This window comes from Deltaproteobacteria bacterium, assembly GCA_016874775.1.
GTDB lineage: Bacteria > Desulfobacterota > Binatia > Bin18 > Bin18 > VGTJ01.
The window spans coordinates 1-13,039 of the sequence record VGTJ01000072.1 but is presented as its reverse complement, the minus strand read 5'-3'; the positions used below and the strand labels follow the sequence as shown (position 1 = coordinate 13,039).

General features: G+C 52.2%; 9 protein-coding genes, 1 pseudogene and 1 riboswitch. Of the genes and pseudogenes, 8 read left to right on the top strand and 2 right to left on the bottom strand.

Translation table 11 applies throughout. From position 1 onward, the window contains the following. Positions 1-23 precede the first annotated feature (23 nt). A riboswitch (cyclic di-GMP riboswitch) is annotated at positions 24-110 on the top strand. A gap of 47 nt (positions 111-157) precedes the next feature. Both FJ147_13600 and FJ147_13595 read left to right on the top strand, forming a co-directional pair. Then, a complete protein-coding gene (locus FJ147_13600) occupies positions 158-2,371 on the top strand; it encodes a matrixin family metalloprotease (GenBank protein ID MBM4256917.1) in 2,214 nt (737 codons plus the stop codon). Between the two features lie 167 nt (positions 2,372-2,538). Beyond that, positions 2,539-2,997, top strand: coding sequence for a DUF192 domain-containing protein (locus FJ147_13595; protein ID MBM4256916.1), 459 nt, complete (start codon positions 2,539-2,541; stop codon positions 2,995-2,997). A gap of 73 nt (positions 2,998-3,070) precedes the next feature. Here the strand turns inward: FJ147_13595 and FJ147_13590 are convergent, their stop codons facing one another. After that, positions 3,071-5,107: a (Fe-S)-binding protein gene (locus FJ147_13590; GenBank protein MBM4256915.1), complete on the bottom strand. Its 2,037-nt coding sequence runs from the start codon at positions 5,105-5,107 to the stop codon at positions 3,071-3,073. Between the two features lie 302 nt (positions 5,108-5,409). Here FJ147_13590 and FJ147_13585 point away from each other — a divergent pair, with 302 nt between their 5' ends. From FJ147_13585 to FJ147_13575, 3 genes are all read left to right on the top strand, one after another. Then, the gene (locus FJ147_13585) at positions 5,410-6,960 is read left to right on the top strand and encodes an acyl-CoA carboxylase subunit beta (GenBank protein MBM4256914.1); all 1,551 of its coding nucleotides are present in this window, start codon (positions 5,410-5,412) and stop codon (positions 6,958-6,960) included. 96 nt (positions 6,961-7,056) lie between these two features. Further along, positions 7,057-8,550, top strand: a complete 1,494-nt coding sequence (accC, locus tag FJ147_13580; GenBank protein ID MBM4256913.1) for an acetyl-CoA carboxylase biotin carboxylase subunit — start codon at positions 7,057-7,059, stop codon at positions 8,548-8,550. A gap of 124 nt (positions 8,551-8,674) precedes the next feature. Next, a complete protein-coding gene (locus FJ147_13575; protein ID MBM4256912.1) occupies positions 8,675-9,181 on the top strand; it encodes a biotin/lipoyl-binding protein in 507 nt (168 codons plus the stop codon). Between the two features lie 29 nt (positions 9,182-9,210). Here the strand turns inward: FJ147_13575 and FJ147_13570 are convergent. Continuing rightward, positions 9,211-9,336: pseudogene (locus FJ147_13570) on the bottom strand (Uma2 family endonuclease). 101 nt (positions 9,337-9,437) lie between these two features. Between FJ147_13570 and FJ147_13565 the strand changes: the two are divergent. The 3 genes from FJ147_13565 (at position 9,438) to FJ147_13555 (ending at position 12,998) form a co-directional block, all read left to right on the top strand. Next, on the top strand, positions 9,438-10,742 hold the full coding sequence (locus FJ147_13565) for a DUF1329 domain-containing protein (protein ID MBM4256911.1): 1,305 nt from the start codon (positions 9,438-9,440) through the stop codon (positions 10,740-10,742). Positions 10,743-11,057: 315 nt separating this feature from the next. Next, the gene (locus FJ147_13560) at positions 11,058-12,713 is read left to right on the top strand and encodes a thymidylate synthase (GenBank protein MBM4256910.1); all 1,656 of its coding nucleotides are present in this window, start codon (positions 11,058-11,060) and stop codon (positions 12,711-12,713) included. Between the two features lie 69 nt (positions 12,714-12,782). After that, positions 12,783-12,998, top strand: a complete 216-nt coding sequence (locus FJ147_13555; protein ID MBM4256909.1) for a hypothetical protein — start codon at positions 12,783-12,785, stop codon at positions 12,996-12,998. The last annotated feature ends 41 nt before the right edge of the window (positions 12,999-13,039 follow it).

Sequence of the window (13,039 nt, the reverse complement as noted above, 5' to 3'; positions counted from 1 at the left end):
CACTTCTTGTTCTCTTCCCCTGTACCCGAAAAAGGCAAACCACTCGAAAGAGCGGGACGCAAAACTACTGGCCTACGTCCCACGCGGGATAGGGTCGCAGAGTTGCCGGGCGAACGCAAACCTCAACAGCGGCTGCGGAGCGCCCTCGGTAAAATCTATGGAGGTCTCGATGAATCTACCTGTATCTCCTGCTCATCGCTCCATCGTTCCGGGCAGGGCGCTCGTTTCCCGTCACATTCTTCCTCATGTCTACCGAGTACTCCTTGTACTCGCACTGTTCACTACATGGTTTTCCCCCAATGCTTCTGATGCAACCGTCGTCATACCAGTCGCTGATACTGCGCTGGCTCAGCAAGCCTCTGCTATTGTTATCGGCAAGATTACGGGTTTACATAGTGATTGGGACAAAAATCGTCAACATATTTTTACCCGGATCAATTTACGTGTTAGCGAAGTCCTCAAGGGAGACGTACGAACACGTGGCCTGACGGTCACCTCGTATGGTGGCGTTGTGGGCGATGTCGAGTCGTGGATCGACGGAACTCCCAAATTCACAGTTGGTGAGAAAGTCCTACTGTTTCTCATGCAGAGGACCGATGGAACCTTCCATGTCCTGCACCTGTACCAGGGGAAATTCTCGCTGTTCACTGATAGCGATTCTGGTACTGAGTTTGCCTATCGTGAAGCGCATCCCGAAGGGGTTCACGTCATGGACGGCTCCCACCTCCGTGAGCACCGTTCAGCAACAGCGACTTCCAGTACCAGCAGCGAGGTAACACAAAGTGGCTTTCTTCCTCTCGTCGACCTAAAAGCACGGATTCACAACGCGCTAACGAATCCTTCTTCCTCATCGTCATCGCAATCCTCAGCTCCACTTGCCCCACGCTCATCGACCACCAACGAGATCGTTCGCGAAGAGGTGCCTTTTTCTCTCCTCGGTTCTCCTGCTGCGCGTTGGTTTCAGCCCGATAGTGGGCAAGCTGTCAGCATGAGGATCAATACCGCCTATAGCCCCAATGGTAGCGTTTCGCCGCTCTCATCAACCCACATTGCTTCCATACAGCGAGCCCTGGATGTCTGGACTGGAGTCTCAGGATCGAGTTTCCAGTTTCAAAATGGCGGCAATATCTCATCAACTACCACCGCGCGAGGAATGGCAAATGATAATATCAACGCTATTTCCTTTGGCGACCCACTCGGACAAATTGATCCACCGGCGAACTGCAGCGGTGTTCTTGCTATTGGTGGCTATTATCGCAGCGGCAGCACAACCAGAGTCGTCAATGGCGTAACGTATTTTCAGATCCTCGAAGGAGACCTGACTTTCGCCGACGGGTGGACCGGTTGTGGCTTCTATGAGAACTCCGCGAACGTGGCTGAAGTCGCAACTCATGAACTCGGCCATGTCCTCGCTCTTGGACACTCAGCCGATACAACAGCGACTATGTATGCTTACGCTCACTTTGATGGTCGTGACGCGTCAATTCGTGCCGATGACATCGCCGGACTCCAGGCAATCTATCCAAGCTCGTCATCCACCTCGCCGCCGTGCACCTACACCGTGTCTCCCCTCAGCGTGTCAATCGGCGCTACCGGTACTAGCACGAATGTCTCGGTCACTCCCTCTTCTAATTCCTGCACCTGGACCGCAACCAGTAACGCAAGCTGGATCTCCGTCACAACAGGTGCCAGCGGCACTGGCAATGGCAGCGTCGCCTTGACGATGGTTGCCAACACTTCCTCATCAAGTCGCAGTGGTACGGTTACCATCGCAGGAAGAACTGTCACCATTACCCAAGCTGGAACAACAACGACTTCGTGTACCTACACCGTATCACCGCTCAGCGTGTCGGTCGGCGCCAGCGGCAGCAGCAGCAGTGTCACGGTTACTCCCTCCCCCAGTGCCTGTGCCTGGACCGCAGTCAGTAATGTGAACTGGATCACCGTTACGTCTGGTGCGAGTGGCGCAGGAAATGGGAGTGTCACCTTCTCAATCGCGGCCAACAGTTCTTCATCAAGTCGCAGTGGTACACTTACCATCGGTGGGAGAACCATCACCGTCAACCAAGCCGCAGCGTCGACTTCATCATCGTGCTCATATTCGGTATCTGACTCGTCATTCTCAGTCAGTTCGAGTTCGACGCTGAAGAATGTCTCCGTAGCGACGTCTTCTAGCGCGTGTAGCTGGAATGCGACGAGCAACACGAGCTGGATTGCCATCACTGCTGGTGCTAGCGTCCTAGGTAACGGCGTCGGCACGTTCACGATCGAAGCGAATCCCTCGAATTTACCACGGAGAGGGACCCTGACCGTTGCTGGGCAAACAGTCATCATCGATCAGGCCGGAAAACCACGCCGCAAGGCTCGTTAAAAGAAGAACGGCCCTTGAACGTTCACATCCCCGGGCAGGTGAATAACCTGCCCGTTTTTTTGTGCCCTCTTTCCGCTGCTTCCTCCCCTTCTCCAGCCATTCTTCTTGCTCACACGAAGAAAAACTGGCATCACAGAGTCGATCCTAGTCACAGGGGAGTGTGTTCAGTGTCTTCAAAGCATCTGATGGTCACACTTATGGCACTCTGGCCGTGGAGTGCCTGCGGTTCAAGCACGGCATTGCCGCAGGTCGTCTTGTTTCCTCAACACGGCGATCCAGTTCACGTCGCCGTAGAAATCGCCAATACTGAGGAGAAGCGGCAATTGGGCCTCATGTATCGAACCGACTTAGCAGAAATGCAGGGTATGTTGTTTCTCTTTCCACGCGAAGGACCGCTGTCGTTCTGGATGAAGAACACTCCTCGATCACTTGATATCATTTATATTAACTCGACACACACCATTGTTCGCATCGCACGTAACACTACACCGTTTTCTGAAGAGAACCTTCCCTCAGGCAAACCCGCGCAATTTGCTTTAGAAGTGAATGGTGGCTTTTGCCAAAGGCACGGAATCAATGAGGGAGACCGGATCGAGTTTCCGAAGGACCTCCCGTCGGTAAGATAGCGAGCCGCACAGCAGGACAAGCCAGCCGTGGCACCCACTCTGAATGCTCAATCCACGATCTTCCGGAACAATATTACGCCAAGGCACTTGCTCGCTCGACCAACTCAACGATATTGAGCAGCTCGACTTTCTCTTCGACCCCTTTGGCTTTTAAACCATCCGTGAGCATGGTCGTACAGAACGGACACGAGACAGCAACGACATCGGGGTTCGTCTCCAACGCTTGCGCGACACGTAACTGATTGACTCGTTTATCGCGTGGCTCTTCCACCCACATCCACCCACCACCAGCCCCACAGCACATGGCCGTGTTGCGACTGCGCGTCATTTCTTGCACTTGTGCGCCGGGAATCTTGCCAAGAATTTCGCGTGGAGATTCATAAATATCGTTGTATCGTCCGTAATAACAGGAATCATGATAGGTAATGCGTTTGCCAACGTACTCCTTCATCGGAATCTTGCCACTACTGATCAGTTGATTGAGCAAGTCTGCGGCATGGACAACTTCATAGTTGCCACCAAATTGTGGGAACTCGTTTTTAATCGTGTTAAAGCAGTGGGGACAGTTCACAATAACCTTTTTCACGGAGTACTGATGAAAAGTTTCAATCGCCATCTGTGCCATGCTTTGGTAGAGATATTCGTTCCCTAACCGGCGTGCCGTCTCACCATTACACGGCTCTTCTGGCCCCAGCACCGCGAAACTGACCCCAGCTTTCTGTAACAGCTTGGCAAACGACGCGGTTGTTTTCTTGTTGCGATCGTCGAACGCCCCTGCACAGCCCACGTAATAAAGGTATTCGACATTCGGACTGTCGGCCATGATAGGAATTTCTAAGCCTTCAGCCCAATCCATCCGCTTCTCGGCGTTCAGGCCCCACGGGTTGCCTTGCGTCTCCATGCCTTTGAACGTACGGGTCAGCTCACTCGGAAAACGCGCCTCTTCCTGGACTAAATGGCGGCGCATATCGACGATCTTATCGACATACTCAATCATCACCGGACAGGCATCTTCACAGGCGCGACAGGTGGTACACGACCATAAGACATCATCATGAATCAGACGCTCGCCGACAATGTTCTCCCCAACCTCCTCATCCTTCTTCGCTAACCTCTTCTCGATCATTTCCCCTTGATGCTCATAGAGATAATCGCGCAAATCGAGCAAGAGCTGTCGAGGAGCAAGCGGCTTACCACTGGCAGTCGCCGGGCACTGCGATGCACACCGGCCACACTCAGTGCAGCTGTACATATCGAGCATCTGTTTCCAACTAAATTGATCAATCCGTGAGGTGCCAAAGCGTTCAGAGTTCTCCAGGTCCATCTTGCTCAAGGCACCAGTCGGTTCGAGTTTGCGAAAGAAGACATTGGGGAGGCCGGTGATAATGTGAAAGTGTTTTGATAGTGGTAGTAAGTTGAGGAAAACGAGGACGACAAGGTTGTGAACCCACCACGCCGCATTGCTCACAAACAGCGCAAACCCCGAACCGAATAACCCAAGTCCCCAGCCAACGATTCTGCCGATCGGTTGCCACGGCCGTTCCGCTTCGATGATCGGATCTCCGGCTAGAGCAGCTAATCGCCCACCATCGTAGAGTAATCCGGTGAGCATGATCGTCGAAATAAAAGACAGAATGAGGATGGCTTCCCAATGTGACTGTCCAGCAAGACGATCCTCGGCAGGCCGGAACCCATAGAGGCGTTGCGGATGAGAGACCAACCAGCGATAGAGGGCTCCCCCAACAGCTCCCAGAACAGAAATTTCGAGAAGATCACGCAGGAGAAAAAATGGACCGCCAAGTAAATCGGGGCTGAAGCCTGGGACGAAGAAATGGTCGGAAAAGGCACGACCAAACATTGTAGCTACTTGCAGTCCGAGGATGACAAATCCCCAGAAGATGACAATATGCATCCAGCCAGCAGGTTGTTCCCCAGTTACGAATTTTTTTTGTCCGAAACCATAGACAAGCAGTTCCTTAATACGATCCTGAAGGCGATCGAAGCGATCGACTGGTGTTGCAGCTTGCAACAGTTGAAACCGCCCGTACAGTGTCTTAGCAAAGAACCCTAAGGCCATCAGAACAATCAGAATAAACACCACAAGTGACATTACGCTGTCCTTCTCCCTCCCTTTAGCTGACTGAACCCCTTGAAACCGGGGAGTCTTGCTATCCTAGGATGCCTCCTTCGGTACTGTTGTCAACGGCAGGTACATGCCTGCCGGGGACAGCGGGGAGAAGGCGAAAAGGGAAATCCCTTTTTGACTCCTAGACTCCCAGGCACCTAGACTCTTAGGGCTGCCTTTTCCCTTTCCCCCAGTCCCTAGAGGCCCCTTCCTTGCTATTTTTCAACTTGCATATTACAAGGTCGGACCATTAATCCCGGCTCAGCCGGTCATCAGGACATTAATCTATGGGGTTGCAGGAAAATCTACAGGAACTCGCACGTCGCAATGAAGAAGCTCTCCAAGGCGGAGGAGCAGATAAGATCAAGAAACATCACGAATCGGGCAAACTCACAGCTCGTGAACGGGTAGAGTTGTTACTTGATCCTGGCACCTTTGTCGAATTGGATCGCTTCAAAACCCATCGCTCAACCGACTTCGGTATGGACAAAAAGAAGATTCCCGGCGATGGCGTTGTCACTGGCTATGGTAACGTCGATGGTCGTCAAATCTTCGTGTTTTCCCAAGATTTCACTGTGTTCGGTGGCAGCCTTTCAGGTGCCTTCTCGGAAAAGGTGTGCAAGGTCATGGACCTTGCCATGAAAACCGGTTGTCCAGTCGTGGGAATTAACGACTCGGGCGGTGCGCGCATTCAAGAAGGTGTGGTCAGCCTCGCCGGCTATGGCGACATTTTCCTACGGAATGTGCTTTCCTCTGGTGTGGTTCCACAAATTTCCGCAATCATGGGGCCCTGCGCTGGTGGTGCAGTGTATTCTCCCGCCATGACCGACTTTATCTTCATGGTGGAAAATTCTAGCTACATGTTCATTACCGGGCCGGACGTAATTAAGACCGTCACCCACGAAGAAGTGACGATGCAAGAGCTGGGTGGGGCCGACACCCATAATGGACGCAGCGGTGTTGCCCACTTCTCCTCTCCCAATGAACGCGAAAGTATCCATGCAATTCGTGAGCTGTTGAGTTTCTTGCCCAGCAATAACATGGAAGACCCGCCGATTCGTCCGAACAACGATGATCCGAATCGACGAGACGAGAAACTAAATACACTGGTTCCGGACAATCCGAACCGTCCCTACGATATTAAAGAGCTCATCAAAGGTATTGCCGACGAAGGCTATTTCTTTGAAGTGCAAAAAGACTTTGCCCGTAACATTGTCGTAGGCTTTGCCCGTATTGGTGGACGTCCAGTTGGCATCGTCGCGAATCAACCCGGCTTTCTTGCTGGCGTACTGGACATCGATGCGTCAACCAAAGGTGGACGCTTTGTCCGTTTCTGCGATTGCTTCAACATTCCGATTGTGACGTTCGTTGATGTGCCGGGGTTCTTACCAGGGACCTCACAAGAGTACGGCGGCATCATTCGCCATGGAGCGAAACTCTTGTATGCCTATTGCGAAGCGACGGTACCAAAGATCTGCATTATCACCCGCAAGGCGTACGGCGGCGCGTACGTGGTTATGTCAAGTAAAGTCTTACGCGGTGATGTGAACCTCGCCTACCCAACTGCAGAAATTGCCGTGATGGGACCCGACGGTGCGGTCAACATCATCTTCCGTGAAGCACTGCAGAAAGCGAAAGATGCGCAGGCTGAACGTGAACGGCTGATCGCAGATTACCGTCAGACGTTCGCCAATCCATTCAAAGCCGCAGAACTCGGCTACATTGATGAAATCATCATGCCTGCCGATACGCGCATCCATCTCATTCGTTCCTTGAACTTGTTGCAAAACAAACGCGAAAAGAATCCGCCGAAAAAGCATGGGAATATTCCGCTGTAAGAAGCGGTCAGCAATCAGCTTTCAGCGGTCAGCTCTGAAGAACTGATTGCCTCCTAAAAACTGATAGCTGAGAGCTGACTGCTGAAAGCTAGAGTTATGTTCAAACGTGTACTCATCGCTAACCGTGGAGAAATTGCCGTTCGCGTCATTCGTGCGTGTCGCGAGCTTGGGATTGAAACTGTGGCCGTGTACTCTGATGCAGATCGTGCAGCATTGCATGTGCAGTATGCTGACTATGCCGTGCATATCGGCCCTTCACCTTCCGCCGAAAGTTATTTAGTCATCCCCAAGATTATTGATGCGGCAAAGAAAACCGGGGCTGAAGCAATTCATCCCGGCTATGGTTTTCTCTCTGAGCGTGCTCCTTTCGCACGCGCATGCAAAGAGGCAGGCATTACCTTCATCGGCCCCACGCCAGACGCGATCGAGAAGATGGGCGATAAAGTCACTGCTCGCCAACTCATGCAAAAGGCTGGCGTACCAGTGGTACCAGGAACTGATGTCCTCGGCAGTGAAGATGAGGTCATCAAAGCCGCCGAACGCATTGGTTTTCCAGTGATGTTCAAAGCCTCGGCTGGCGGTGGCGGCAAAGGCATGCGATTGGTCCACGGCAAAGATGAGGTGGTTTCTGCATTACGCGGAGTACGCTCCGAAGCCAGATCCTCGTTCGGCGATGACCGCATGTACATGGAGAAGTTTGTCGAGAAGCCACGCCACGTCGAAGTGCAAGTGATGGGTGACTCGTTCGGTAACATCATCCATTTGTATGAACGCGAATGCTCACTGCAGCGCCGTCATCAGAAAGTGATTGAAGAATCTCCGTCGATGGCAGTCAGTCAAAAAGTGCGCGAAGAAATGGGTCGCGTCGCGGTTGAGGCAGCACGAGCAGTGAATTATGTCGGTGCGGGGACCATCGAGTTCTTGGTCGATCCCAAGCAGAACTTTTACTTCCTGGAAATGAACACCCGTATCCAGGTCGAACATCCTGTGACTGAGCTCGTGACCGGAGTCGATCTCGTTAAGTTACAAATTGAAATCGCGGCTGGCGAACGCATGATGCTCAAACAAGAGGATGTGCAGCAACGCGGCTGGGCAGTTGAATGTCGTATCTACGCTGAAGATCCAGGTCGCGATTTCTTTCCTTCGCCAGGAAAGATTGAAATTCTGCGGACTCCCGGTGGCAGTGGCATTCGCGACGACAGCGGCGTCTATGAAGGTTGGGATGTACCGATCTACTACGACCCGATGATCTCCAAACTCTGCGCATACGGACGTACCCGCAATGAAGCAATCCAACGTATGCTGCGCGCGCTACAGGAGTACACGGTCGAAGGAATCATCACCAACATTCCGTTCCACCGCTGGGCGTTAAAACACCCGCGTTTTATTGCTGGCGATCTTGACACCGGATTCATTCCGCAAGAGTTCAAGGGCTTACCGTTCGATGAAGATGCCGTACATCAAGAAGTGATTCTCGCCGCGGCAGCCTTAGCGGCGTATCACAAAGACCAAGCACTGGCGAATTCACTGCCGCAACAAAGCAGCACCCGTGGCGGCATGTCCGGCTGGCGGGGAAATAGCTGGAGATAACAGCGAAGAAATTAAAAATTAAAAATGAAGAATTAAAAATGGAAAACAGCTAAGAAGTCTTCTCTTCTTGTTTTCATTTTGCATTTTACATTTTTAATTTTGCATTGTTCCGAAGGAACTCATCATGGCGTACATCGCAACACTCGACGACAAAACCCACAAGATCGAAGTGCAAGAGCTGGAAGAAGATCACCTCTATCGTATTGTCATCGATGGGAACGAACACATCATTGATGGCCGGAAGTTGACTGGTCACATTTATTCGCTGTTGATGGACAACCGCTCGTTTACCGTTGACGTCTCAGCGAAAGACGATCAGTACACCGTCGCATGTGAAGGCAAGAGCATTCAGCTCAGACTACTTGATGAGCGTCGTGCGTTACGACCAGGTGAAGGCAGCGGATCAGGACGAGATGGCGGGAAATTGGTCAAGTCGTTCATGCCGGGTAAAGTCGTCGAAGTGTTGGTCAAGGTCGGAGATGACGTCGAAAAAGATCAGGGCCTCATCATTATTGAAGCCATGAAAATGGAGAACGAACTGCGCTCCACTGCTGCTGGCAAAGTCAAAGAGATTCGTGTGTCTCCTGGGCAAGCGGTTGAGTCGGGTGAATTGCTCATCGAGTTGGAGTAGCAACGCTCGACGTTAGACGATCAATCGCTTTACATCTTTTCTGGGTCTATCCCCGCTTGACGCAGTAACGCAGCATAACGTTCGGCACGTTGATGTTCCTGCTCCGCACCTTGACGTTCCTGCTCCGTACGCTGATGTTCTAGTTCTGCGCGTTCCTTGCCCGTGGGAATTAATTCGCCATGTTGATCTGTCCACCGGAACCACGTATCGGCCTTTCCCTGCCCAAACAATACATCTCAATAGTACAGAGGATACTATGAAGAAAATGATACCGCTCGGTCTGTTTCTCGCTCCTTTTTTTCTTTGGAGTTTCCCTCAAATAGTGAGAGCCGAAGTCAAAGCGGGAGATACGGTCACCAAAGACACCATTGCCCAGGCCGAACCCCTGTTAACGCCAGGCACACGCTGGATGGTCGAACGTGGCATGCCGATGCACGTGATCGAGACGAAGAGCGTCAAGTGGCCGAAGGCATACCTTAGTGCAACTGAGAAGTATTCCTCACAAGTCAAGCTGGCTGCCGATGGGAAAGAGCTGTTCAATTACGTGGCAGGACTGCCTTTCCCAGTCATTGATGCAAACGATCCGCTCGCTGCCTACCGCGTTGTCTGGAATATGTTCATGCCTCCGATCGACAACATTGGCCTGGAATACAGAGCTGAGTACATCAGCAGTTCTGGATCGATCGCGCGCACGCTCGATGGCCCCTGGCAAGCGATGAAGTGGCTCGGCCGTGTGTATCTCGATCCGCAACCAGTAGCACCGCATAACCCAACGGTTCACTATTCGACACTATTCGGACCATTTTCCGCGCCGAATGATTGGAAAGGGAGATCGTTCATAGAATTCCGCTACTTGCCGCGCGACACGCAAGATGACGGGTACGCCTATAGTCCAGAAGTACGCAGAGTCAGTCGCTTTAGCTTCGCGAACCGTAGCGATGCGCTCGGTGGGTCGGATTTTGACGTTGATACTTTCTATGGCCTCAACGGCAAAATCAGCAACTGGAGTTTTCGCATCCTGGCCGACAAGGAGATACTCGCAGTGATGCATAGCGGCAAGTATGCCGATGCGTCTGCGTGGTGTGCGCCACGCGATGGCCGGTCCGGACTCCTTGCTGCCCTTCCCTGTGTGTCCTGGGAGAAACGCAAAGTCTGGGTTGTCGAAGGCCTCCCAACCGGGTACCCACGCTCGTACGCATACTCCAAGCGCATTATTTATGTTGATCAAGAAACGTTTCGCTTAGTATTTGAAGAGCTGCATGACCAACAAGGCGAACTGTGGAAAGTCTTCCTGCCGTGTTTCTTCTACAGCAGCAAACCGTACGCAGGCTATCCGACCAAAACGCTAGAGGGAGCAAAGTATCAATACGAAGACGAATGGTTCTTCGTGCCCAACACGACCTTGATTAATCTCCGCGACAGCAGCGCCACAACCGTTTCTGCACCGGCAGGCAATAAGAAACCGGCCGACTGGCAGAGTGAATGGTATTTCAACGAGAATGTTACGAGTAACACCCCAGAGGCGTACTCGCCTAATTATTTACTGAAGAGTGGACGATAAGGCGACTTCTGGAAAAGACTCTCCCTTGGAGCCCGGATGGAGCAAAGCGCAGTCCGGTAACATTGGCAGGAAACCTGGATTCAGTGCAACTGAATCCAGGCTACTCGAAAATGGGACCGTATACTCGCCGAACGCATCGCGCGACAGAAACAGGTGGCTATACTCTCATCTCGCAACGATGTGGATCGCGGAACGACTCGGCCAAGAACAGCAGCCAAGTGGTAACCTGAGCTAGTCGTTAGGGGCGATTTCGGCTGGGGACTCCATCGGTTTTCTTGAATCTGTTACAAAGACAGCCAAGAAAGCAATCAACGTATGGAACAATTTTCCCCGGTTGAACAGCAGCAACTCGCGCCATTTTTCACTAATCTGACCGATCCAGTTTTTGGCCTCAAGCTGCCACAAGAAGTCGCGGGTGCCCTTTTCTCTCGTTACAGCCGCTCCAATAAAAGTCTGCGCCGCATTTTTCTTGATGAATTCCTTGGCAATTTCGATCCATCGTTGAGCACTCCTGGCCAAATCTCGCTCTCGGGTGAAGAACAAACGGCAGCACTCAAGAAAGCGCGCGAGTTCTATGATCGCGTGTTAGTTGGGTACGGTGACGATTCCGTCGCTCAGCTTGGTGGAGCGCATGTTGCTTGTGAAAACATCTCGAATGTTGCTGCGAAATTCCTCGAAGATGCGCGTATCGGCATTGCACCGCTTGAGAAATCAACGCGCTATGTACGCTTCGATAATAAAGATGAACATGGCGAGTATCTCTTCTATAAAGAGCCGCGCCTGATGGCATCTCCATATCGAGACAAGTATCTGGCAGTGATGAATCTCCTCTTTGAGACTTACGCTGCGCAGATCGAGCCGATGATCGAATTCGTGCGACATAGCTTGCCAATTGAAACCGTCGAATGGAAACATCCACAAACTGGTGAGCCACTGACCTACAAAGAGGCAGCTCAAGATGCACAACTGCAGAAATGGGCAGACACTGCCTATCGTGCAACAGTCCGCGCGCAAGCTTGTGATATTTTGCGCTCGTATCTACCGGCTGCAACCCTTACCAATGTTGGCATCTTCGGTGTCGGCCAAGCCTTCGAGCATTTGCTGAACAAGTCCTACTCACACGAGCTGACGGAAATGCGCGACATTGGCAGCGGCATGCATGCCGCGCTCAATCTGCTTATTCCCTCGTTCGTCAAACGTGCGCGCCGGAGTGAATACCTGGTTGAGACGTCCACTGCGCTACAGACCTACGCGCAACAGCTTGTCGCAACTACGGGAATCCCTCACAGCGCACCAGTCACTCTCGTAGACTATGACAATGGGGCAGAAGAAAAGCTCATTGCCGCCCTCTTGTATCCGCACTCGCAGCACGAACTCTCGCAACTGAAGCTTCTTGTTGGTCGACTGCACCCGGAGCAACGACAGCAGATTCTTTCACAATGCTTCTCCCGCCGTCGACATCGTCGCGACAAACCAGGACGCGCGTTTGAACATGTCTATTACACGTTCGACATCGTTGGCAATCTTGGTCTGTATCGTGACCTCCAACGCCATCGCATTCTGACCCAAGAGCGCCAAAATTTCACGGTCGTGCATGGCTACGACACCCCAGATGAAATTGCGGCAGCAGGCTTTGGACCAACCTTCTCTCGTTGCATGGATGAGGCCGCTCAGTTACATGAGCACCTCGTTCGCGACTATCCAGCCGAAGCGCAGTACGTTGTTCCTTTCGCTTATCGCGTGCGCTGGTACATGAAGATGAATCTGCGCGAAGCCGTGCATATCTGTGAGTTGCGCTCCATGCCGCAAGGACACCCAGATTATCGTCTCATTGTCCAGGAAATGTGGCGACTCATTGCCAACGTCCACCCTACCCTCGCTCACTGTGCCCAGTTCATCGACTGGAATACCTACCGCCTCGGTCGTCTCCAGTCGGAGATGCGCACAGAGTATAAGCGGTCACGGAGTTAGCAATCAGTATTCCATACTCCTCCTCACCTTTTACGCTAAGATACCGATAGTCAGAGGTGGGAGGTGTGTATGATTCTGACCCGTGATGTCATCGTTCGTGAGATTGAAAATCGACAAATTGTGATTACCCCATTATCGCTTGATCAAGTAGGGCCCGCGTCTATTGACCTACACTTAGGCGGTGGCAGGAAACAACTTACCGCAATAGTGATTGACCGGAGTGGAGAGCCTCTGCACAAGAGCAGGGATGAGAGACGAGACCATTGTGTGCTGGCTTCGGTCTAAGTATCGAAGTCTGGTCGAAGAGCTGGATGAACGCGGGCGAC

Bases quoted from the DNA above. Each gene is read 5' to 3' on its own strand.
- FJ147_13600 (MBM4256917.1), top strand. From the start codon at position 158: ATGGAGGTCTCGATGAATCTACCTGTATCTCCTGCTCATCGCTCCATC.
- FJ147_13590 (MBM4256915.1), bottom strand. From the start codon at position 5,107: ATGTCACTTGTGGTGTTTATTCTGATTGTTCTGATGGCCTTAGGGTTC.
- FJ147_13585 (MBM4256914.1), top strand. From the start codon at position 5,410: ATGGGGTTGCAGGAAAATCTACAGGAACTCGCACGTCGCAATGAAGAA.
- accC (MBM4256913.1), top strand. From the start codon at position 7,057: ATGTTCAAACGTGTACTCATCGCTAACCGTGGAGAAATTGCCGTTCGC.
- FJ147_13575 (MBM4256912.1), top strand. From the start codon at position 8,675: ATGGCGTACATCGCAACACTCGACGACAAAACCCACAAGATCGAAGTG.
- FJ147_13565 (MBM4256911.1), top strand. From the start codon at position 9,438: ATGAAGAAAATGATACCGCTCGGTCTGTTTCTCGCTCCTTTTTTTCTT.
- FJ147_13560 (MBM4256910.1), top strand. From the start codon at position 11,058: ATGGAACAATTTTCCCCGGTTGAACAGCAGCAACTCGCGCCATTTTTC.
- FJ147_13555 (MBM4256909.1), top strand. From the start codon at position 12,783: ATGATTCTGACCCGTGATGTCATCGTTCGTGAGATTGAAAATCGACAA.